Origin of the sequence: Martinezella rhizogenes, from assembly GCF_000799715.1 — a bacterium.
GTDB lineage: Bacteria > Pseudomonadota > Alphaproteobacteria > Rhizobiales > Rhizobiaceae > Rhizobium > Rhizobium rhizogenes_C.
Genome location: NZ_JUHG01000015.1, coordinates 350,626 through 371,188, shown reverse-complemented (window position 1 = coordinate 371,188; position 20,563 = coordinate 350,626). Strand labels below are relative to the sequence as shown.

The following is a 20,563-nucleotide window of genomic DNA, read 5'->3' as shown; positions in this document are numbered from 1 at the left end:
ATGTTTTTTGAAGCCTCATTGTCCTGGAGCGATATCGTCTACCTCTTGCAAGGTGCTTTGGTGACGATCGCCATCACCGCCGCCGCCGTCGCCATCGGCACGGTGCTTGGGGTGCTGTTCGGCCTCATCCGCGCCGGCGCGCCATGGTGGATCAGCGGCCCGATCGGTGGAATTCTCGACATCTTTCGCTCGGTTCCGCTGCTGATCCAGCTGGTGCTGTTCAACTCGTTCAACAGCATGTTTCGGCTGCACTGGCCCAGTTACACTGTGGCCTGTATCTGCCTTGGCATCTACGCGGCCGCCTTCTGCACCGAAATCGTTCGAAGCGGTGTTTCGGCCGTGCCGACGACGACGCGCCGGGCGGCCCGGTCGCTTGGCCTAACCTGGGGCCAGGAGGTGATCTCGATCACCTTGCCGATGGCAACCAGGATCGTCTTTCCAAGCTGGATCGGCCTCGCGCTCGGCGTGATGAAGGACACGTCGTTGGTTCTGTGGATCGGCATCATCGAACTCCTTCGCAGTTCCCAGATCATCACGACCCGCGTTCAGGAGCCGCTTCTGATCCTGACCATCACAGGTCTGATCTATTTCCTGATGAGCTTCCCCATTGCGAGGCTCGGCGCCCGACTTGAAAAAAGGTGGCAGATCCAATGATTGAAATCGAAAACGTCCATAAGTATTTCAGCACGCTCCATGTCCTCAAAGGGGTCAGTCTTTCCGTCAACAAAGGCGAAGTATTGTCGATGATCGGTGGCTCCGGCTCGGGAAAATCGACGATGCTGATGTGCATCAATGGGCTCGAGCCGATCCAAGATGGCCGCATCACCGTCGACAACGTTGATGTCCATGCGAAGGCGACAAACCTCAACCAGCTTCGCCAGCGGATAGGCATCGTCTTTCAGCAATGGAATGCGTTTCCGCATCTGACGGTGCTTGAGAACGTGATGCTGGCGCCCAGAAAGGTCCTTGGCAAGTCGAAGGCGGAGGCGGAGGCGATCGCAGTTGAGCAGCTCAAGCACGTTGGGCTCGGTGAAAAGCTGAAAGCCTTTCCGTCGCGCCTGTCTGGCGGGCAGCAGCAGAGAATGGCGATCGCCAGGGCATTGGCAATGTCTCCCGATTACATGCTGTTCGATGAAGTCACGTCGGCTCTCGATCCTCAGCTGGTCGGCGAGGTGTTGGATACGCTGCGCATGCTCTCACAGGAAGGCATGACAATGATCGTTGTGACGCACGAAATGCGATTTGCGCGTGAGGTATCCGATCGGGTGGCATTTTTCCGTGAAGGGCTCATTCATGAGCTGGGTACGCCTGAGCAGATATTCGACAGCCCGCAGCGCGCCGAGACGGCTGATTTCTTGCGCTCAGTCCTTTGAACATGCAAGCGTATTGATTTCATTATAATTAGGCCGCTGAACGTTTTCGTGACTATGGGATCGGCGGTTCGCTTCCCTTCAAGACCACTTGTCTTACTAAAGGCTCGGTCGATGACCGACATTCGGGCTCCAACTTCAGGTCCTACTAGTGTCTAACCGTCCTGAAATCCGTCGGGCTGGAGCCAATTAGCTGCCGGAACTGGGTCGAAAAGTGGAACGCCGAGTGAAAACCCAGGATGCCGGCGATTTCTTTATTCTGTTGAGTTTCAGCTCGATTTGCGCCACTTTTTCATTTCGCGTTGTACCACCCAATTATATTTATGGTGTTGACCGAGAACATTTTCTCGCGGGGTGGGCGGGCCCCTCCGAAATGAAAAAGTGGATGACACTATCTTGATCTTGCAGTTCTGCCGAAGAGAGGAGCAGCAGATCACAGAGTGCGAGACTATCGTATATAATCTGGCCTTCCACTCTGGAGGCTTTTTGGTAGCCAATTGAGGAAGTTGGTCGACGCGACACCTGAGGCGTTCGCCCGGCAAATTTTGATATGGATCCCACTGTCATCGCCTTTGACAGATCGCTGACATCGTCTTTGAAAACTGACAGCCAGACAGCACGGGCTACGACTTCGATCGGATAGCGGTGGTTTTGTAGGTCGGTGCACTCACGGTCATGGGCGCGCTGCTACCTCAATTTCCTTACTGCTCAATCAATGTGACAGCACCGGCCCTGACCCTAGGCAACGATCGCGGCGAGCAAGAGCCAGTGTAGACGATGGCCGCGTCACACATGTTTCGCATTCTCCGGTACTGAATTGAGCGCCGACTTTAGGTAGCGGGCTGCGAGCAGGTTTCCCCGCTCCTTTGCCAAAGACAAGGCTGCATCGCAGTAAGCTTGAAACGGCTCTGAGCCATCAAGAACAAGGGCAGCCTTCTTCTCGACAACTATGCCGCAAAAGAATGAAGCTAGGCCGTGCTCATTTCTCAGACAGCAGCCTGTAAGTACCACCTTCCGGTGGGTTCCACCAGGATAGGTCGAGTACTCGAGATAGCATCGTTCCCCTGTTTTGATGGCTTGAAAAAGGCCGTGAGCGACCTGAGGCCGGTCGCTTTTCCCAATACGGCCTAGTAAGTCCTCGACAGCCACACCGGCCGCCAGGTCCTCTACGTCCATCCCGTGGAGCGCCGCAAATAAGCTATCACCATGATAAAGGTTCCCTCCAACAAACCACGTAAAGAAGCCGATTTCGGGGATCACGAGCCTGACGTTTTCCCCAGTAGAGGGGACCTTTGGCGCGTCCTGCAAAAGCTTGCGACTTACACTGATGTTCTCCCGGACATCCGACAGGAGACCGGCGATCTCCGACGTGAGAACCTTCGTTCGCTCCATCTGCTCCAATTGAACACCCTCTCTAAGGTCCATTGTGCATATTAATAATATAGTATAGCATAATACAAGCATTGGGTATTGAACATTACTTTTCATCAACAGCGATGAGCGGCATTTTCTCACCCCAAATTCTTAGGGGCTTGCTTGATGACAGACGATATGAAGTTCAATGCTGATAAAGCTGCGGAGCTGCTTTGGCTTCTCGCAAATCCCAGCCGCCTGAAAGTGCTGGATCTGATTACCAAGGATGAGTGGGGCGTGTCAGAACTCGCAACTGAGGTGGGACTTAGCCAGTCTGCCTTGTCTCAGCATCTTGCAAGATTCAGGGGCGCCAACCTGGTTGCCGTGCGCCGAGACGCGCAAAACCACTACTATTCCTGTTCATCACAAGACATTTTGAAAGTCATGGCGACACTCGAAGAAATCGGCAAAATTTCCGCGCCCCCCAAGTCAGCCGCCTAGCTTCAGTCGCGCCTCAGTATATATTGTCGATGCGCCAGCTCGCCACCGTTGCGCAGGGTGGCAGTCGACAATGACAGAGGCTACATGACGGATCTTATTGAGAAACCCTCCAACAGCAGTCAGAACTTCGTACCGGTCTGTGCGATCGGCGCGTCCGCAGGCGGCGTGGCAGCTCTGCAAACCATGTTCAGGCTGATCGCTCCCGATCTCGGTTTGGCTTATGTCGTGATTCTCCATCTGTCACCAGACGAGCCTAGTGCGCTGCGAGAGATCCTTTCCGTTTGCACCCGCATGCCGGTCTACCAGATAGAAGACACTCCGACGCTTATGGCAAACTGCGTCTACGTCATCCCGCCAGACCGCGAACTCGTGATCGAGGGCGACAGCATCGCAGCGCGACCGTTTACTGAGCCTCGGGGCAAACGGGCTCCTATCGATATGTTTTTTCGTTCTGTGGCGGTAGCCCGCGGCGACGGCGTCGCGATTGTGCTGACAGGAGCTGGATCCGATGGCTCGCTTGGTGTTACAGCCGTCAAGGAGGCGGGCGGCGTTATCATGGTGCAGGATCCCGCCGAGGCGGGCTTCCCATCCATGCCGCAGAATGCCATAGCGACAGGAGCGGCTGATTTCGTTGCACCGATTGCACGCCTTGTCGAGCATCTCGCCGAAGTGGCTGGCAGCAAGGACGCGGTTCGGTCCCTCGATGTAAAGGGATCCGCAAGCGATCTCCGGCGCATTGTCGCATTGTTGCGCTCTCGTGTTGGCCATGACTTTTCCGCCTACAAGCGCGCCACAGTGATGCGGCGTGTCGTTCGTCGGATGCAGGTAAGCCGAAGCAAGACGCTCGCGGAGTACGCCGATTACCTGATAGCCACCCCTGATGAAGCAAAGATCCTTTTCTCGGACCTTCTGATATCGGTAACGATGTTTTTTCGGGATGAACATGCTTTTGCGGCACTGGCGCGCCAGGTGATATTCCCTCTGGTAAGTGGATACGATGCAGCAAACGAGGATAGCGTACGAGTGTGGGTCGTCGGTTGCGCAACAGGCGAAGAAGCCTACAGCGTCGCCATCTTGCTCCACGAGGAAATGGCTCGGCAAGGCGTAAATATACCGCTGCAGATTTTTGCGACAGACCTGGACGAAGCTGCCTTGTCAGTGGCCAGGGAAGGCCGTTATCCGCGAGCAATCGAGGCCGACGTTTCGCAGGAACGACTTGCGCAGTTTTTTGTCGACGAGGGGACCCACTTTCGTGTGCGTAAGGAGCTTCGCGAAACAGTCCTTTTTGCTAAGCACAGCATTCTCAAAGAGCCGCCGTTTATGCGGCTCGATTTGATCACATGTCGCAACCTGCTGATCTATCTTGAACGCGGGCTGCAAGCCCAGATTTGCTCGCTGTTCAGCTATGGCCTGCGAACCGGGCGTTTTTTGTTCCTGGGCTCGGCGGAAACAGTCGATGTCGCTGCCAATCTCTTTGCGCCGATAGACCGACAGGCGCGGATTTACAGCGCCCGCGTAAATGGCACCCAATTGCTCCCTATCCTTCCGCAGTTTGCTGCTTCAGAACAGCTTGCAGATTCTACTCGACCCATTCCGCTCGTCAGCGATCGGGGAGCTCTACCTGCGGCTCTCCATGTCGCGTCATTGGAGCAACACGCGCCGGCCAGCGCGCTCGTCGATGACAACGAGAATATCCTGCATCTCTCCCCAACTGCCGGTCGCTTCCTTCTCCATTCTGCCGGCCCGGTCTCACGGTCACTGACGGCAGTTGTTAGACCGGAGTTGCGCCTGGACCTTGGCATCGCACTTGCGCGCGCACTGGAATCGGGGGAGCCGTCGATGACATTTCCGACGGTTGTCGCCTTCGACCACGGCAAACGGCGCGTCGCATTACAGGTTACTCCGGTTACGAACGAGACTCACAAAGCCCCTCAAGCGCTTGTGTTCTTCCTGGATGGCGGTGTCGTGCTCGAAAACGAGGAGGCTGAGCAGGTTTCTGACACCCGACCCGATGAGGTGCGTCGCGTTTACGCGGAGCTGAAAGCTTCACAAGAAGCCTTGATGATGAGCCGAAACGGGCACGAGGCTCTCGTCCAGGAGCTCCGTGCAGCCAACGAAGAACTTCAGTCGATGAACGAGGAATACCGTTCCACAGCCGAAGAGCTTGAAACTTCGAAGGAAGAGCTGCAGTCCATCAATGAGGAATTGCACACGGTCAACGCCGAACTGAAAAACAAGCTCGATAGCATATCTGCCGCGCACAGCGACCTTCAGAACCTGTCGTCTGCGACCGAGATCGGCACCCTCTTTCTCGACTCCAACCTCAGGATCAAGATGTTCACTGCACCGGTCGCCGAGCTCTTCAATATCACCCGGCACGATATTGGTCGCGCAATCACGGACTTCACACACTTTCTCGACTATGACGATATCGATGCTGACGCGCGAAAGGTTTTGAAGGATCTGGTGCCGATCGAGCGAGAGGTCGCCAGCCGGCGGGGCAAGGAATTTTCCATGCGCCTTCGACCGTACAGAACCGTGGAAGACAGGATTGATGGGACCGTCGTTACATTCGTAGATGTCTCGGAACGAGCCCGTGCGCAAGCAGCGCTCAGAGAGAGCGAGAATCGCTTCCGTCAATTCGGAGAGGCGTCACAGGACATCCTCTGGATCCGAGATGCGGAGACCTTGCAATGGTCGTATCTAACGCCGGCGTTCGAAAAGATCTTTGGCCTGGACCGTGAAGCGGCGCTGCGCGGTGACAATATGCTCGGTTGGCTTGAGCGGATCGTGAAAGAGGATCGGGACGGCGCTGCGGAAAACCTGCGCCGAGTTTGGAGCGGAGAATTGGTGACGTTCGACTACCGTATCGAGCGGCCCACAGACGGCAGCATTCGATGGCTTCGCACAACCGACTTCCCCATCAAAGACGGCGATGGCAAGATTGTCCATTTAGGCGGGATCGGCCACGACATCACATCGATAAAGAACGCGGAAGAAGCGCTGGCGACTGCGCAATTACGCCAACGCGCCTTTTTAGAAGGGATACCGCAACTTGTCTGGCGAGCCACCGAGGGCGGACATGTCACGTGGTCTGGTCCGCAGTGGATGAATTACACCGGACAGAAAGAACTTGAAAGCCATAGGCTGGGGTGGCTCGAAGTCGTTCACCCTGACGACCGTGACGTGGCAAAGAAGACCTGGGAAGACGCGATCGAAATGGGCGGCTTCGAAATCGAGTATCGTATCCGTAACGCTGAAACAGGCTCGTATCGCTGGTTCCATACGCGGGCGACGCCAGTTCGCGATGACAATGGCACAGTTCTGGAATGGCTCGGCACATCGACGGACGTGGAAGATCTCAAAGGTTTACAGGCGCGGCAGGAGATGCTGGTTGCCGAACTGCAGCTTCGCAGTGGGAACCTGATTTCAGAGGTTCAGAAACTGACAGACATTGCCATCCAAGACAGCAGCAACTTGGATGATTTCCGTCACCGTTTCTCCGAGCGGCTAAATTCATTGGCGCGTTCAGAGTAGGCGTCGTATCTGATCGATAACGATCTAATCAGTTTCGAGCTGCTTGAGAGAGATCTCTCCCTTGTAGATCGGCGCAATCAGCAGAGACGGCCGAATGAAATGGCAGGCTTCAAATGATTACGGCAAACGCTCGCTGGTCGAGACCGCCATCGGGCGATACCAGTCCATCATCGGAAGACGTTTGCGCGCAAGATCGTTTCCCGTGCAGCAGACGGAAGTCGCTATCGGCTGCGCCGTCCTAAACCACATGCTTGCTTGCTTGCGCAAGCCTAAAATCCGTCCGCACTAGGGCAGCCACACCATAGCCGGCCGTTTCAAAGATCGCCATCCCTCCAATCCCGATCCATGTGAACCGGCTCGGAACAATGACCTCGTTGAGATCCCGCTCAACAATTTGAAATTATAGGAAAAATCGGAACAACAACGGGGTCATGGGCGCCGCCGGGTGTGACCGCTTTCTTCTCCAGTAAATTGAATATATTTCAATGGCTTATGCCGTATATATATATGGGGTCATCCTTGAATGCTTTTTTACACCGGTGGGAGGGGCATCCAACCCATCAGTGGAAATCAACATCGTGTGCATGAGGGCAATATACCTTCCTCGTTTTCAGATACTCATTCGCACCTCTTGCGACACCGGTAAACCATGCCTTACTTGAAGCGCTCGGCATCAATTGGGACGAAGAAGCCGGCTTTGACCCGATCCATGATGACCATTGTCTTGAATCCTTTGATGTCATTATTTTCATAAAAGAATCGCCGGGTGAATTGCTCGTAGTCCTCCATGCTTTCGGCAGTTACGATCAAGAGGAAGTCCGCGTCTCCCGTGACGTAATAGCCGTTCATTACCTCGGGCGTCTGGCGTATCGACTGCTTGAAACGGTCGACGATATCGGCTCGTTCGCGCTCCAGCGTTACGAGCACGAACATGGATACCGGCCGCCCGACTGATTTTGGCCTGACAATCGCCACGTCTCCCTCAATCACCCCATCGGCCCGCAGTTTTTTCAATCGTCTTTGAACCGCGGTCGCCGAGAGGCCGACAAGTTCTCCCAGCTCTTCCGACGCTAAGCGGTTGTTCGTCTGAATGATGTTGAGCAGCTTTGCGTCTATTCGATCCATGCTCTGGCCCCGGTTGCCGATTTTCTGTGCATGGTGAAAATATACGCAGAAATCCTGCGCCGCGACAGCAATCTTGCAGCAAACGTGCTTTGCTACGCGAATAGGTTTGATCAAGAACAGGAAGAGGGAAGACGGAAAGCGATGAGCCAAGTGTCATTTTCAATGGCCCTGGCGCACCACTTCCCTTTAGCGGTTGGAAAGGGTTTGGGCTGGGCCGCGAGTGCTCAAGACAGATCCTCGGCCAACTCCTGGAACTGCAAATACGTGTGCTTCGGCAAGTTTGCCGGTTAAGGAAATATTATCATGCCTACGATCGATGAAATCAGCCAGATGGACCGCAGTTCGGTCCTGCACCCGTTCACCTACCTGAAGGACTACGCTCAGGGCGAGGACGGTGGCCCGACCATAATGGAAACGGGCAAGGGCGTGCGCATCACCGATGCGACGGGGCGCGAATATATCGATGGTTTCGCCGGTCTCTATTGCGTGAATGTTGGCTATGGTCGAACGGAAGTCGCTGAGGCGATTGCTCGCCAAGCCTACAAGCTCGCGTACTATCACACCTATGCTGCCCACACGACCGAGGAACTGGCTGTTCTGTCCGACCGTCTGATAAGGATGGCTCCTGGGCGCATGTCGAAGGTCTTCTATGGTCTGTCTGGTTCGGACGCCAACGAAACCCAGGCCAAGCTGGTTTGGTACTATAACAACCTTCGCGGCAAGCCGCGCAAGAAGAAGATCATTTCACGCGAGCGGGGTTATCATGGCTGTTCAGTCGTCTCCGGCTCGATGACGGGATTGAGCTTCTATCACGACCATATGGATCTGCCAGTCTCCGGTATCCTGCGCACCGGTGTGCCGCACCACTATTGGGGCGCTCATCAGGGCGAGACCGAAGAGGAGTTCTCCACAAGGCGAGCCAAGGAACTTGAGGCTCTCATTCTGGCCGAAGGGCCTGACACGGTCGGCGCATTTATCGCCGAGCCGGTACTGGGCACGGGGGGCATAATACCGCCGCCGGCGGGCTATTGGGACAAGGTTCAGGCGGTGTTGCGCGAATATGATGTTTTGCTGATCGCCGATGAGGTGATCTGTGGCTTCGGTCGCACAGGCGCACTCTTCGGGTCGCATCTCTATGGCATCGAACCCGATCTTGTAACCGTGGCAAAGGGCCTGACGTCGGCCTATGTGCCGCTGTCGGCCTGTATCGTCGGTGAACGGGTCTATGAGGTTATGGAGGCTGGCACCGAAAAAGTCGGCAGCTTTTCTCACGGTTACACCTATTCCGGCCATCCGATCGGCGCGGCGGCTGCCAATGCGGTCCTCGATATTGTCGAGAACGAGCAACTCGCGGCCAAATCGGCCGTTCGTGGCGCCTATCTCCTGTCGCGACTGAAACAGGAGTTCAGTCAGCTTCCAATCGTCGGCGAGGTCCGCGGCGTCGGCATGATGGCCGCCGTCGAATTCGTCGCCGATAGGGAATCGAAAACCCGCTTCGATCCCGATCGGAAGGTCGGGGCACGGATCTCAAAGGCCGCACGCGACCGCCACCTGATAGCGCGCGCCATGCCGCATGGCGATATTCTCGGCTTTGCTCCACCACTTATCATGACCGAGGGGGAAATCGACGAGATGGTCGCAATCGCGGCGGCGGCGGTGCATCAGGTGATGGGCGAACTCACGGCCGAGGGCGCCGCCCTGTGATCGGAGCGACCAAGCGAGGAGATTTCTTGAGGCCTCAATGCGTGCATGACTGAGAGAATACGCTTACCTAACAATATAAAAAGGGGAATGAAATATGAAAAAGATATCACTTGCCTTGATTATGGGTGGACTATTGCTTTCCTCGCTTTCGGCCAGGGCTGATGAGGGAACCCTCACCGTTGGAACCGAAGGCGACGCGCCACAATTCAGCATGGCGGATGCAAACGGCAATGTCACAGGCTATGACGCTGATGTTGCCAACGCGATTTGCAAGGAAATGACGGTCAAATGCAAGTTCGTGGTCCAGTCCTTCAGCACCTTGATACCGTCAATCGATACGAACCGCTTCGACGTTATCATATCGGGTCTCGGCATTACGGACGAGCGCAAGAAGAAGATCGACTACTCTATCCCCTATGGCTCGGCACCGCAGTATTTCGCCGTGGCAAAGGGATCGCCCATTGCGTCCATGACTTCGCTCGCCGAAGTCCTGAAGGCGCTGGACGGCAAATCGATCGGCGTCGTCAACGGCACGACCTATGCGCGTTACATTGCCAAGAACATTCCGACCGCCGGCCTCAAGACCTATGATTCCACCACTCAATTGACGTCCGACTTCGCCGCCGGCCGACTGGACGCAGCCTTCGGGGATGCGCCGACATGGGCTGACTTTCTGAAGACCTCAGATGGTGCGAATTTTACCCGCGTGGAGATCAAGGTCAGGTCCAGCGATGATCCGACGACGCTCGGGCAGGGGATGGGCGTCGGACTGCGCAAGGGCAATACGGAGCTCAAGGCAAAGCTCGACAAGGCGATTTGTGCTCTCATCAAAGACGGCACGATGACGAAGGTCAGCCAGACATGGTTTAGCGACGATTACACGCTGTCCTGCAAGCTGTGAGCGATGCAAATGTCTATGCCGTCACTGCGTGCGGTGGCGGCAAGTTTACTGGTGGCCGATGATACAGACATTTTGGCATCTCATGGTGGAGCAGGGCTGGGCCACGGCGATCCTCAGAGGCAGTGGCGTTACCATCGTCGTCGGCCTTCTGGGAATGCTGTTGGGACTGCTTTTCGCAATGTCTTTCGCTCTCGCTCGCTGGCGGGGTCCCTGGCTGATCTCGCAATTGGTTTACAGCTACACCACTCTGATCCGAAGCGTACCCGGCCTGCTGGTGATTTACTTGTTGTTTTTCGGTTCCGTCCAGGCGGTGGATACCGTGGCCGATGTCTTCGGCTATAAGCAAGCGGCGCGAGACAGCTACGGCTTCATCATGGGCGTCATCTCAATCGGCATCATCTCATGTGCCTATTCGACCGAGGTTTTGCGCGGGGCGCTGCGTGCCATCCCGGCCGGAATTATCGAGGCCGCTCTTTCGTTGTCGTTGCCACGTCGGATCGTCTACCTCAAGATCATCGGGCCGCTCATGCTGCGCTACGCGCTGCCAGGCTTAAACAATGTCTGGCAATCAACCATCAAGGACACGTCGCTGATTTCGGTGGTGGGATTGGAAGAACTGATGCGGCTATCGGCGATTGCCGCGGGAACCACACGCAGCCCGCTTCTTTTCTACGTGATTGCCGCTCTCGTCTTCCTGGCCATAACCGGCTTCAGCCAGGTGTTCTTCACGCGTGTCGAAGCGCGCCTCAACCGCGGCTTCAGGAGGGTATAAGTATGGACCTCGATCTCATTCAGGCAGCATTGCCTGTCCTTTTGAAGGGTGCGTGGAATACGCTCGTGATCTCCGCGTTTGGTGTGGGTGTCGGGTTGCCGATGGGTTTGGCTTTTGCGCTTGCTCGCCTATCGCGGCGAAAGACTGTGGTGGCGCTCTGCAACGGGTTCAGCGCGGTTTTCCGCGGCACGCCACTCTTGGTGCAGATTTTCATTCTTTACTACGGGGTCGGACAGCTTGCCTTCGTCCGGCACAACCCGGTGCTGTGGTGGCTGATCGGCGATAGTCTGCGCTGCGCAATCTTCGCCGTCATCCTCAATACAACCGCTTATACCAGCGAGATATTCAGGGGCGCCTTCATGTCGGTCCCGGTTGGTTTGCTTGAGGCGGCCAAGGCGAGCGGCATGTCACCCTGGGTGACGCTTCACAGGGTCCATTTCCCGCTCGCCCTGCGCCAGGCGTTGCCCGCCTATGCCAACGAGGTCGCGATGATCATCAAGGAATCGAGCCTTGCCTCGACCATCACGGTTTTGGAAATCACCGGCTATGCCAAGCGGCTGATGAGCGAAACCTTCGCCATCATAGAGATCTTTGTCTTGGCTTCGGTCATCTATCTGGTGATCAACCTCGTGGCTCTATCCGCCATCGGTTGGCTGGAGGCCCGGCTGTCCCACTTCGAGGGTCCGCGATTGGCACGCTCGCGACGATAGTGGCCGGCGGCAATCGAAATCTGCGGACGGTCAGTTTGTTGCAAGAATGAAAGGCAAAATGTTGAAGCATGTCATCATCATTGGCGCAGGCGTGGTGGGGCTGTCAGCCGCTCGGGCCGCAATCAAGGCCGGTTTCAGGGTTACTCTGCTGGAGCAGGGCGCAGTCCCTAATCCACAGTCGGCATCCCACGATCAACATCGATTGATCCGCTACCAGTATGGAAAGGCGGCAGGTTACACCACAATGGTGCGCCATGCCTTCGGTGCGTGGCAGCGTCTTTGGGATGATCTCGGGATCTGCCTGTTCGAGCGTACCGGTGCTCTTGGCCTATCGCATGCTCCGACCGACTATGTCGCGGATACCCTCAGGACTTTCCAGGACCTTAGAATCCCCCATGAACGGCTGAACAGCGTAGAGATCGAGCGGCTTGCGCCACACCTGACCGTCCCTGAGGGAACATGGGGCCTTTTGAACGAGGACGGTGGCGTTCTCCTGGCCGATCGCATTGTCACGGCGCTGGCCGATTGGGTTCGCAACGCCGGCGCGAACGTGCGTGCCAATACCCGCGTGGCTCATGTCGATATGTATCGCGCCCTGGTCTCACTTGGCGATGGTACCGATCTGCAAGCCGACACGGTTCTTGTCGCTGCGGGTGCCTGGCTCGGTGAGTTGCTGCCTGAATTTGCGCGGCCGACGTATCGACAGGCTGTCTGCTACGTCGATGTCCCTGATGACATCATGCATCAATGGCGTAGTGGCCCGTGCCTCACCGATATTGGAATAGGCGACAATTACGCACTGATGCCGGTCCGCGATACCGGCTTGAAGTTCGGATCTGGAGCCCATCGCACAGCGGGAGGTCCAGCCCTAGGCTTTGGAGCAGACCCCGATGAGGGTTGCCAGGTTATGGCGCCTTTTCTGCCGTTCCTGCGGCACGCAGATCTCTACAGACCGCGCCGGATGGCCGTTGGCTATTATGTGAAGGACAGCAGTGAGGCGTTTCACGCCGATATGGTCGGCAGGACCCTGGTGATTACCAATTGCGACGGCCAGATGTTCAAGTTCGGACCTTTGATGGGCGAGAAGCTGATTGCCTGTGTCCAGGGCACCCTCAGTCCCGCAGAGCTGAAATTATGGTCGGCTGGCGGTCGGCCGGCATCGGAATGACTATTCGCAACCAACCTATGAAGGATATAGCATGAGTGGACTAACCTTCTTTGACTTCGAGAATCTGCCTGCACCTCGCCATGGTGCTCCCCTTGCCGACAGACTTGTCGAGGGTGAACCGAAATTCACGACATGGGACATTGAGACATCCGCCGACGGCACTGTGACCAGCGGCATCTGGGAGGTGACGCCCGGCGCCTATTGGTCCATCAAGGGTGACAGCTGGGAGTTTTGCTCAATTCTTTCCGGTGTATCGGAATTGATCGAGGAAGGGCAGTCGCCGCGCCGTGTCCAAGCGGGCGACAGCTTCGTGATGAAGCCAGGGTTCAAGGGCATCTGGCGCGTGATCGAGACCACTCGGAAGCTTTGGGTGCAGAAGGATTGAGGCAGCGAGTTTCGTCAGCATGTTTTGCGAATGCGGTGCCGGATATTCCTGAACCACACTCTCTCGTCTTCAAGATCGCCAATCTCTGCCGATCAACCATTCCATGATTATCCCGTACCCGCTGCTCCAGAGAGCCGATCGTCACGGGATCGAGTTCCTCTGGGGCAAGACTGCTCCGACAGACGGATCGAGCGGCCTATAGGCCTTGACGATCGGCGATTTCAGCACAACGAAACTCAGATATTTGTCGATCCCGATATCTCTGTCTATCAAGAGTTCCATGACGGTCTGATACTCCACAAGTCCGCTGGTGACAAACTTCACCAGGTAGTCATATCTGCCGGAAACCAGATGGCACTCGATTGCCGATTCCAATCTATCAATCGCCGCAGCAAAACGGGCGAAATCGGTCTGCCGGTGGTTCCGAAGGGTGATCTCCGTAAAGACGGTCACGGCCTTGCCGAGTTTGGCCAGGTCAATTTGAGCCGAGTAGCCGCAGATGTAGCCTTCCGCCTCCAATTTTTTCACACGCATCAGGCAGGGGCTTGGCGAGAGGTTAACGAGCTCTGCAAGCTCTGTGTTTGTCATACGTCCGTTCTTCTGGAGTTCGCAGAGAATTGCGATGTCGATGTGATCTAGTTTCATTCCCTTGCCCTATCGGGTTATCGGGGGAGGTGTCGCCGGTGGCCGACGACAACCATCTCGTCACTTGGCCGACAGTTCCGGAGTGAGGTAATAGTTGTTCAACGGATGCGGCCGAAAGCCCTGGATACGGTCGCTGATAGCATCGAACGTATTGACATGGACGATATCGACGACCGCGGCGTCATCCTGCAGCTTTTGGGCGATCTTGGCGTAGAGCGCATAACGCTGCTCGTCATTGTCATTGGCACGAGCCTCCTTGATCAGGGCGTCGACTTCTGGCGAGCAGTAGTGCGCTAGATTGAACCCGCCTTCGCAGGAGAAGTCGGAAGACAAGAAGCCCGCCGGATCAAGAACGTCGGTCAGATAGTTGCGCGACAGAAAAGCGAGATCGAAATTGCCGCTGAGAAGATCCGGCTCGATTGCGTTATACTGCGCCGCCTTGATCGTGCTCTGAATGCCGACATCCGCCAGCATCTGCTGAACGGCGGCGGCGATATCCTTGAATTCGGCTCTCTCGACATAGGCGATAATCTCCACCTTGAGGCTGCCGGGCGCGATTCCGGCTTCGGCAAGTAGCGATTTGGCAAGATCGGGATTATAGCTCGGCTTCTGATCCTTTGGTGCCCAGGCGTCTGTCGGGCGGAAGACATCGTTAGCCGGTGGCATCAGCCCCTCGAACAGGGCCTCCGAGATCGCCTGATTGTCGACTGCAGCCTGAATGGCCTTTCGCACGCGCACGTCGTCGAAGGGCTTCTTCTTGTTGTTGATGACGAGCATGGTGGTGCGCGGCGTGGCAGCCTCGGATATCTTGGCGACGCCGGAATCGTTGACCTGTTTTACACTGGTGGCGGGGACGAGGCGTGAGATGTCCGCCTCGCCCGAACGAGCCTGGACCGCGCGCGTATTGGCGTCGAGGACAAAGCGCACTTCGCCTTCATCGACAGCGGGCTTTTTGCCCCAATAGGTCGGGTTCGCCTTTACCTTCAGGCCCTGGGCCTGATCGACCGAGACGATCGTGTATGGTCCCGTGCAATGGCTGATCGGATCGATCGCACCGTTTGGCTTATAAGCTGCCTTGGAAAGGATGCTGGTGGCCGGCGCGGCCAGATAGGCAGGCAGCATGGCAAGTGTCTGGGCGGTCGTTATGCGCACCTTGTCCTTTCCGACGGCTTCCACGGACTTGAAGATTTTCGGCGGAAAGGCGCGAGCCGAAACATCTCCATGCAAGAGGCTGGTGAGCGAGAAGGCGACGGCGTCCGCGTCGAACGGCGTGCCGTCCTGGAAGGCGACGCCCTGTCTTAACGTTATCTCCCAGACATTGGGTTCGACATGGCTGAAGGAGGTGGCAAGCCACGGCTCCAGCTTACCGTCGTAGTTCACACGGGCCAGACCTTCGTAGCAGCCGGCCACCGTGCCGACATAGACGTCGTCAGAGGTCATCGCCCAATTATTCCTGATACTCCAGAAATCGGCGACGACGACCGGTTGGGCTTGGGTTGCCGTTGCCGCGAAGAGTAGTGACAACGCGGAAATCCTATTGAAAAGCTTCATGCTTGTGTTCCCCTTTTTTAGTTTTGGAATAAAGAGCCGGATGACAAGGCTCAGCCGGCAGCCATCGCTGGCGCAGCTTGCGTCACGCGGATTGCGGCGATCCGTTCGAAATGATGGCAACGCACGAAGTGTCGCGTGCCTTCGTCTTCCATGATGCTGCGCAGCATGGGCTCGGCTTGCTCGCATCGGCTGTCGGCATGAGCGCATCGGGTTCGCAGTCTACATCCGCTCGGCGGATTGAGCGGGCTCGGCGGCTCGCCGTGCAACGTGTCGATCGTCTCCTCCAATCCGTGTTCGTCGAGGAGAGAGGACGCGATCAAGGCCCGCGTATAGGGATGTTGCGGATTGGCGAAGAGGTCGGCCGCAGGTGCTATCTCGACGATCTGGCCGAGATACATCACCGCGATGCGATCGCAGAAGCGCGATACGAGCCGCAAATCATGGGTGATCATCAGTATGGTGAGGCGCAGCCGAATCCTTAGTTCCGACAGAAGGTTGAGGATCTGCGTGCGCATGGAGGAGTCCAGCGCCGAGGTCGGTTCGTCGCAAACCAGGAACTCCGGACGCAGAAGCAGCGCTCGCCCGATCCCGACGCGTTGCAACTGCCCGCCGGAGCATTGATGGGGATAGCGATCGTAGAACGCATCCGTAAGACCAACCTCGCGCAGCATGTCCAGGACCTTGGCCTTGCAATCCCCAGGCATATGGAGAGCATGCTGCATCAGCGGCGCGATCATGCTCTGGCCGATCGTCATGGATGGGTCGAGCGCCGAATAGGGATCCTGGAAGACAAGCTGCATGGTGCGGCGCATCTTGCGGAGTTCTTCGCCTTGTAATGCCAGGACGTCACGCCCATCGACCTTCACCCGTCCGGACGTTGGTGGTGTCAGGCGCATGAGCAAGCGGGCAATCGTGCTCTTGCCACAGCCAGATTCTCCGACAAGACCAAGGACCTCGCCATGGCGGATCGAGAAGCTGACACTATCGACGGAGCGGACCAGCCGCCTGCCGGACAAGAGATAGTGCTTCGTTAATCCTTCGACGATGACAAAGTCGGAGTCAGCGACACGCGGCTTCATACTGGAACCCCTTCGCAGACATCGTGGTGCTCGCTGCTGGTTGCCCAGCAACGGGCCTTGCAGCCGCAGTCGGTGCCGGTTTCGCAAAGATGTGGCTCCTCGATGACGCAATGATCGAGACAGCCGTGTGCCTGTGCCACAGGGCAACGGGGATGGAAGCGGCAGCCCGCCGTGAGATCCCGCGCATGGACGGCACCATGGGGGAGGGAGAAAAGCTTTCCCTGCGCGTCGGTCTGAAAAAGAGAGCAGCGGATGAGCGCCTGCGTATAGGGATGGGACGGTTGCTTCAGGACTCGTGCTGCCGGTCCTTCCTCAACGATGCGCCCGGCATACATGACGATAATACGATCTGCCACCGCTGACACGACAGAAAGATCGTGGGTGATCAGCAGCACGGCAAGTCGCCGCCGCCGCCGCTCGGCATCGAGAAGCCGCAGGATCTGCGCTTGAACGGTGACATCGAGGGCGGTCGTCGGTTCGTCGGCAATCAAGAGTTCGGGACTGGCACTGAGCGCCGCTGCCATCATCACCCTCTGGGCCATGCCGCCGGAGAGTTCGAAGGAATAGCAATCGGCTCGTGCCGACGGATCGGGAATTCCGACTTCAGCGAGCAGTTCCACGACCTGGCGGCGGTTCTCGCGTCCGTGGATGCCATTGTGGTAGTGGAGCGGCTCTCCAACCTGCACGCCCACCCTGGATGTGGGATCGAGCATGGCTTGAGGTTGCTGGAACAGCATGGACAGGCGCCCGCCTCTGAGATGATCGAACTCACTGGCCGACAGGTTTAGCAAGTCCTGTCCGGAGAAATCGATGGCAGTCGCACTGACCGTCGCGCCTGGAGGCAACAGCCGCATGATGGAGAGCGCTGTCACGCTCTTACCGGAACCCGATTCTCCGACGAGCGCGACTACCTCTCCCTTGCCGACATCGAAACTGACACGATCCAGGATCGGTTGGTCAACGCCGGCGAACCGCACCGTCAGATCGCGCACAGAAAGAATGGGATGTCTCTCGCCCATCGCAGGAGCATTGTTGTCGCAGGTCTGGCATGTCATGCAATTTTCCCCTTTTTATGATTGAGAACTGCGGACTTATGCGGCTGAAGCGACGTCCTTCCTTGCCTGAATTGCCTTGCGCATCGTTTCGACGGGGTTCCCGAAGTGCCGGCGCAACTCGGCAAGCGCCGCCTCGAGCGTACCGGAGAGCATGAGGTCGGCCAGCAACTGATGCTCCCGGACAAGCGCGTCGTTGCCGCTGTAGCCGCCCATCAGCTTGTGCAGGCAGAGCTTCGTTTCGGCCTGCACGGTGGCATAGACGCGCGATAGCCGAGGGCTCTCTGCAGCCTCCACCAACGTGCGATGAAACTGCATGTCGAGTTCCGCGATGAGCGGCCAGTTCCGGCTCATGCGGGCGCGCTCCATGCGGTTGGCAATTGCGCTGAGCTCCTTGTGCAGCGGCATTCGCCGTTCTTGTCTTGCCATGACTTTTTCCATGGCGGTGAGCTCCAGCGGCTGGCGCACCAGATAGATGTCGATGACATCGCTCTCCGTCAGGTCCGGCACGAAGACACCACGATGTGGAAGGCTGTTGGCGAGGCCTTCCTGCACCAGGCGCGCAAGAGCCTCGCGAACGGGTCCGCGACTGACGCCGAAGCGCTCGGCAAGGTCTGCCTCGTTCAACTGCGATCCCAATGGAAACGTCCCATCGAGGACGCCATTGCGAACCTGTTCAGCGACTTGGGCTGCCAGGCTGTAACGAGGCAACTTGACGTCACTACTTTTTGATTTCGCCATATGAGGCTCCTTGGATTTCGTCATGATTTCTTGTGCCTTTCCAAGCCCTGACCAATCCATGTGACGGAAAGAGCGGTCAGAAAAATTGCAAGCCCTGGGGCGATAACGAGAAGAGGCACTCGGTCGAAATAGTTCTGGGCAGACGCCATCATCAGTGCCCAGTCGGCATGAGGTGGTTGGACGCCAAGACCCAGATAGGACAGTCCGCCGACCGTAATCAGCTTGTGGCCGAAGCGCAGAAAGGTGATTGCGGCGATCGGCCGGAAGACGTTCGGAAGGACATGCCGAACCAGGATGAAACTCGGCCGGCAGCCGAGCACTTCCGCTGCGGCGATATAATCACGGGTATTGATGACCAGGGATAGACTGCGGGCGAGGCGGGCAAACGGAGCCCATCCAATGACCGTGAGCGAGATGATCAGCGTCGTATAACCGGCTCCGAAAATCGCCACCATAAACATGGCAATGATGACATCCGGGAAGGACAGGAGCAGATCGACGATCCGCATGAGAAGCTCGTCCAGCCACCCTCCAACCCTGGCGCTGATCATGCCCACCGTCATACCAATCGTCACACATAGGAAAAGCGTTACCGCCGAGATCGCGACGGCAAATTGACCGCCGGTGAGAATCCGACTGAGGAGATCTCGTCCAAGTTCGTCGGTGCCGAGCCAATAGGTTGTGCTCGGTGGCTTCAGTCGTTTCAAAAGGCTCTGTGTTGCTGGATCGTGGGGAGCGATCCATGGGCCTAGAACCAGAAGCGTCGCGATGACGCAGAACATTGTGGTTCCCACGACCAGCGTCCAATGGCGACCCCGTACAAAGCGAAGCACCGTCAGTCTAGGTCGCATCCGGCGTTCCGACCACCGCAACATGAGAGCGGGATTAAAGCTAGTGGGCATGACCGACCCTCACGGCGGGGTTGATGAACATATGGAGGATGTCGGTGACCGTGGTGATCACGATGGACAGCACGACGATGCAGACAAAGCCGCCTTGCAACATCGGAATGTCCTTGTTGATCACCGCCTCGTAGAGCAGGCGACCCATGCCTGGGATGGAGAAGATCACCTCCACCACCACCGATCCGCCAAGGAGCCCGGCCAGCCACATCGCGAAAAGAGTGAGGACCGGCATGATGCCGTTTCGCACGCCGTGATGGACCACGGTCTGGCGCATGTTGAGCCCGCGCGACAATGCGGCCGTGATGTAGGGCGCGCCGAGTACGTCGATCATGGCAGCGCGGGTGACCCGTGTGAAATAGGCCATCGGTCGCAGGGACAGCACGAGCGCCGGCATGATCACGCAAGACCATCCGCGCCAACCGGCCGAGGGAAGGAGGCCGAGATGAAGCGAACACAATAGGATCGCCATCGGTGCCATCCAATATTCCGGGACGGCAACGAAGGTCTGGGTGACAAAGGTTGCGACTGTATCGAAACGGCCGCCTGGCCGCATGGCGCTTAGCGTGCCGAGAGGAAACGCCACAATAAGGGCAAAGGCCAGCGAAACGGCTGCCAACGTGGCGGAGACGCCGAGTGCGCGGGCAACTTCGTGTGCCACCGGCATCTTGTTGGCAAAGGAGACGCCAAGATCGCCGTGCACCGCGTCGGCCAGCCAGATTCCATATTGTTCGTAGAGAGGCCTGTCGAGGCCAAGCCTGATGCGCAATGCCCCGACGGCGTCCTGATCGACGGCGAGGTCGCCGACCCGCGATTGCAGGATGGTACGAACCGGATCTCCGCCGCTCATATACGGAACAAGAAAAGCAAGAATGGAGACGGCGAGCGCGGTGGCGCAGAGGAAAGCAAGACGCTGAAGCAGGGTTTTCGTCATCGTCCTTGTCTCGCCTCCGATTATCTTAACAGGTCATGCGATGGACGGCCCGCACAAAAGCGGATCAAGGCTTGTTGCCATGACCTCAGATCGCCGAGCGACAGGCCGGCGGTATCGGGCGAGAAATGAGTAA

General features: G+C 57.2%; 20 protein-coding genes and 1 pseudogene. 11 read left to right on the top strand and 10 right to left on the bottom strand.

The features are described from left to right. Both EX00_RS21850 and EX00_RS21845 read left to right on the top strand, forming a co-directional pair. On the top strand, positions 1-654 hold the full coding sequence (locus tag EX00_RS21850; protein ID WP_047462620.1) for an amino acid ABC transporter permease: 654 nt from the start codon (positions 1-3) through the stop codon (positions 652-654). Next, positions 651-1,373 carry an amino acid ABC transporter ATP-binding protein gene (locus EX00_RS21845; protein ID WP_047462617.1) on the top strand — a complete coding sequence of 241 codons (723 nt, stop codon included), beginning with the start codon at positions 651-653 and terminating at the stop codon, positions 1,371-1,373. The genes EX00_RS21850 and EX00_RS21845 overlap by 4 nt, the downstream gene beginning before the upstream one ends. 145 nt (positions 1,374-1,518) lie before the next feature. Here the strand turns inward: EX00_RS21845 and EX00_RS31190 are convergent, their stop codons facing one another. Continuing rightward, positions 1,519-1,620: an AraC family transcriptional regulator gene (locus EX00_RS31190; RefSeq protein WP_267884786.1), complete on the bottom strand. Its 102-nt coding sequence runs from the start codon at positions 1,618-1,620 to the stop codon at positions 1,519-1,521. Positions 1,621-2,156: 536 nt separating this feature from the next. Continuing rightward, the gene (locus tag EX00_RS21840; protein ID WP_155294112.1) at positions 2,157-2,771 is read right to left on the bottom strand and encodes a hypothetical protein; all 615 of its coding nucleotides are present in this window, start codon (positions 2,769-2,771) and stop codon (positions 2,157-2,159) included. A gap of 138 nt (positions 2,772-2,909) precedes the next feature. On the opposite strand from EX00_RS21840, the gene EX00_RS21835 reads away from it, so the two are divergent. The 3 genes and pseudogenes from EX00_RS21835 to EX00_RS31185 form a co-directional block, all read left to right on the top strand. Further along, positions 2,910-3,224 carry an ArsR/SmtB family transcription factor gene (locus tag EX00_RS21835; protein WP_155294111.1) on the top strand — a complete coding sequence of 105 codons (315 nt, stop codon included), beginning with the start codon at positions 2,910-2,912 and terminating at the stop codon, positions 3,222-3,224. An 84-nt stretch (positions 3,225-3,308) separates the two neighbouring features. Beyond that, positions 3,309-6,761 carry a chemotaxis protein CheB gene (locus tag EX00_RS21830; protein WP_234709079.1) on the top strand — a complete coding sequence of 1,151 codons (3,453 nt, stop codon included), beginning with the start codon at positions 3,309-3,311 and terminating at the stop codon, positions 6,759-6,761. A gap of 67 nt (positions 6,762-6,828) precedes the next feature. Beyond that, a pseudogene (locus EX00_RS31185) lies at positions 6,829-7,050 on the top strand (IS5/IS1182 family transposase); the annotation flags it as partial. Positions 7,051-7,415: 365 nt separating this feature from the next. Here the strand turns inward: EX00_RS31185 and EX00_RS21825 are convergent. Next, on the bottom strand, positions 7,416-7,886 hold the full coding sequence (locus EX00_RS21825; RefSeq protein WP_047462962.1) for an Lrp/AsnC family transcriptional regulator: 471 nt from the start codon (positions 7,884-7,886) through the stop codon (positions 7,416-7,418). A 303-nt stretch (positions 7,887-8,189) separates the two neighbouring features. Between EX00_RS21825 and EX00_RS21820 the strand changes: the two genes are divergently transcribed. From EX00_RS21820 to EX00_RS21795, 6 genes are all read left to right on the top strand, one after another. Further along, a complete protein-coding gene (locus EX00_RS21820) occupies positions 8,190-9,590 on the top strand; it encodes an aminotransferase (RefSeq protein ID WP_047462608.1) in 1,401 nt (466 codons plus the stop codon). 94 nt (positions 9,591-9,684) lie between these two features. Then, positions 9,685-10,491, top strand: a complete 807-nt coding sequence (locus EX00_RS21815) for a transporter substrate-binding domain-containing protein (RefSeq protein WP_047462605.1) — start codon at positions 9,685-9,687, stop codon at positions 10,489-10,491. A 58-nt stretch (positions 10,492-10,549) separates the two neighbouring features. Continuing rightward, the gene (locus EX00_RS21810; RefSeq protein WP_047462603.1) at positions 10,550-11,263 is read left to right on the top strand and encodes an ABC transporter permease; all 714 of its coding nucleotides are present in this window, start codon (positions 10,550-10,552) and stop codon (positions 11,261-11,263) included. Between the two features lie 2 nt (positions 11,264-11,265). Continuing rightward, positions 11,266-11,973: an ABC transporter permease gene (locus EX00_RS21805; protein WP_047462600.1), complete on the top strand. Its 708-nt coding sequence runs from the start codon at positions 11,266-11,268 to the stop codon at positions 11,971-11,973. Positions 11,974-12,019: 46 nt separating this feature from the next. Then, positions 12,020-13,141 (top strand): FAD-dependent oxidoreductase, encoded by a 1,122-nt coding sequence (locus EX00_RS21800; protein WP_080761303.1) that lies wholly within the window; start codon positions 12,020-12,022, stop codon positions 13,139-13,141. 31 nt (positions 13,142-13,172) lie between these two features. Further along, entirely contained in the window at positions 13,173-13,526 is a 354-nt protein-coding gene (locus tag EX00_RS21795; protein WP_047462594.1) for a cupin domain-containing protein, read from the top strand. 141 nt (positions 13,527-13,667) lie between these two features. Here the strand turns inward: EX00_RS21795 and EX00_RS21790 are convergent, their stop codons facing one another. The 7 genes from EX00_RS21790 to EX00_RS21760 are packed head-to-tail and all read right to left on the bottom strand — an operon-like array spanning position 13,668 to position 20,430. After that, entirely contained in the window at positions 13,668-14,171 is a 504-nt protein-coding gene (locus tag EX00_RS21790; RefSeq protein ID WP_052210874.1) for an Lrp/AsnC family transcriptional regulator, read from the bottom strand. A gap of 60 nt (positions 14,172-14,231) precedes the next feature. Then, positions 14,232-15,722: an ABC transporter substrate-binding protein gene (locus tag EX00_RS21785; RefSeq protein WP_047462591.1), complete on the bottom strand. Its 1,491-nt coding sequence runs from the start codon at positions 15,720-15,722 to the stop codon at positions 14,232-14,234. 50 nt (positions 15,723-15,772) lie between these two features. After that, positions 15,773-16,801 carry an ABC transporter ATP-binding protein gene (locus EX00_RS21780; protein WP_047462589.1) on the bottom strand — a complete coding sequence of 343 codons (1,029 nt, stop codon included), beginning with the start codon at positions 16,799-16,801 and terminating at the stop codon, positions 15,773-15,775. After that, positions 16,798-17,856, bottom strand: coding sequence for an ABC transporter ATP-binding protein (locus tag EX00_RS21775; RefSeq protein WP_015918128.1), 1,059 nt, complete (start codon positions 17,854-17,856; stop codon positions 16,798-16,800). The genes EX00_RS21780 and EX00_RS21775 overlap by 4 nt, the downstream gene beginning before the upstream one ends. A gap of 36 nt (positions 17,857-17,892) precedes the next feature. Then, positions 17,893-18,594, bottom strand: a complete 702-nt coding sequence (locus EX00_RS21770; RefSeq protein ID WP_034521481.1) for a GntR family transcriptional regulator — start codon at positions 18,592-18,594, stop codon at positions 17,893-17,895. Between the two features lie 20 nt (positions 18,595-18,614). Beyond that, on the bottom strand, positions 18,615-19,469 hold the full coding sequence (locus EX00_RS21765; protein ID WP_162184552.1) for an ABC transporter permease: 855 nt from the start codon (positions 19,467-19,469) through the stop codon (positions 18,615-18,617). 16 nt (positions 19,470-19,485) lie between these two features. Further along, positions 19,486-20,430, bottom strand: a complete 945-nt coding sequence (locus EX00_RS21760; RefSeq protein ID WP_047462582.1) for an ABC transporter permease — start codon at positions 20,428-20,430, stop codon at positions 19,486-19,488. Between the last annotated feature and the right edge of the window lie 133 nt (positions 20,431-20,563).